Source organism: Chelativorans intermedius (genome assembly GCF_025398255.1).
In the GTDB taxonomy this organism is placed as follows: domain Bacteria; phylum Pseudomonadota; class Alphaproteobacteria; order Rhizobiales; family Rhizobiaceae; genus Chelativorans; species Chelativorans intermedius.
This window is the reverse complement of the sequence record NZ_JAODNW010000078.1, coordinates 1-1,550: the sequence shown is the minus strand read 5'-3', so window position 1 is coordinate 1,550 and position 1,550 is coordinate 1. Positions and strand designations below refer to the sequence as shown.

The window sequence follows — 1,550 nt, the reverse complement described above, 5'->3', positions numbered from 1 at the left end:
CAGACCGCTGACAAACCCCTGGCTTTGGCCGGGGGTTTTTGATTCACTGGGTCATGTTGAAGCGACCCGCCCCTGAACAGACCGCGCTCGAGATTGTGAGGCTCGACGAGCTGGTCCCGAAGGATCACCTGCTTCGCAAGATCGACCGGGTGATCGACTTTTCCTTCATCCATGACCTGACGGCGCCGCTCTACTGCCCCGACAACGGCCGGCCGCCGCTCGACCCGACCTTGATGTTCAAGGCGCTGTTCATCGGCTACCTGTTCGGCGTTCGTTCGGAGCGGCAGCTGGTGCGCGAGATCGAGGTCAACGTCGCCTACCGCTGGTTTCTGCGGCTCAAGCTGACCGACAAGGTGTTCGACGCCTCGACGCTGTCTCAGAACCGTCGCCGCCGCTACCAGGACGAGGCAATAGCGCAGTCGATCTTCGACAGGATCGTCGAGCAGGCGATCCGGGCCGGCCTGGTCGACGGCACGGTGCTCTATACCGACTCGACGCATCTCAAGGCCAACGCCAACAAGGCGAAGTTCGACGTGGCCGTTGTGGCCAAGTCGCGCGCCGACTACTGGGACGATCTCGACGCGGCGATCGAGGAGGACCGCGCCGCCCACGGCAAGAAGCCGCTGAAGGAGAAGGAGCGGCAGCCCGCCCTGAAGGAGACGAAGGTGTCGCGCACCGATCCCGACAGCGGCTACATGGTGCGCGACGGCAAGCCGAAGGGCTTCTTCTACCTCGACCATCGCACGGTGGACGGCCGCCACGCCATCATCACCGACAGCCATGCGACGCCGGCCAACGTGCACGACTCGATCGTCTATCTCGGCCGGCTCGACCGCCAGATCGGGCGCTTCGGCTTCGATGTGGGCGCCGTCGGCCTCGACGCCGGCTACGCCACGGCCGGCATCGCCAGGGGGTTGGAGGATCGCGCCATCATGGGCGTCACCGGCTATCGCAACCCGACCCCGCCCAAGCCCGGCATGATGAGGAAGAGCGCCTTCACATACGATCCAGAGGCCGACGCCTATCGCTGCCCGCAAGGCCAGTCGCTCGCCTACGCCACCACCGACCGCACCGGCTACCGGCACTACAAGAGCGACCCGGCCATCTGCAGGGACTGTCCGCTGCTCGCCTCATGCACATCGAGCGCCAGCGCCACGAGACTGATCACCCGCCATGTCTGGCAGGACGCTCGGGAGCGCACCGACGCCAACCGCAAGACCGCATGGGGCAAGGCGATCTACCGCCGCCGCAAGGAGACCGTCGAGCGCTCCTTCGCCGACGCCAAGCAATTGCACGGCCACCGCTACGCGCGCTTCCGAAGTCTCGTTCGCGTGCGCGTCCAGTGCCTGCTCGCAGCCGCCGCCCAGAACATCAAGAAGATCGCGCTTTGCCTCTCGCCGAAGCCGAAAACAGCCCCCGCCTGAGACCCAAGAACCGCCATGCCGCCGACCGGCAACCTCCGACAAACCAACCTGACAACGAAATCCCAAACCCCAACAAACCCATAAAACAAAACCCCGCCGAAAATGACGGGGTTTGTCAGCGGTCTG

1 protein-coding gene is annotated in these 1,550 nt (G+C 65.0%); it reads left to right on the top strand.

Translation table 11 applies throughout. From position 1 onward, the window contains the following. Positions 1–53: 53 nt before the first annotated feature. Entirely contained in the window at positions 54–1,424 is a 1,371-nt protein-coding gene (locus NYR58_RS20320) for an IS1182 family transposase (protein WP_261522938.1), read from the top strand. The last annotated feature ends 126 nt before the right edge of the window (positions 1,425–1,550 follow it).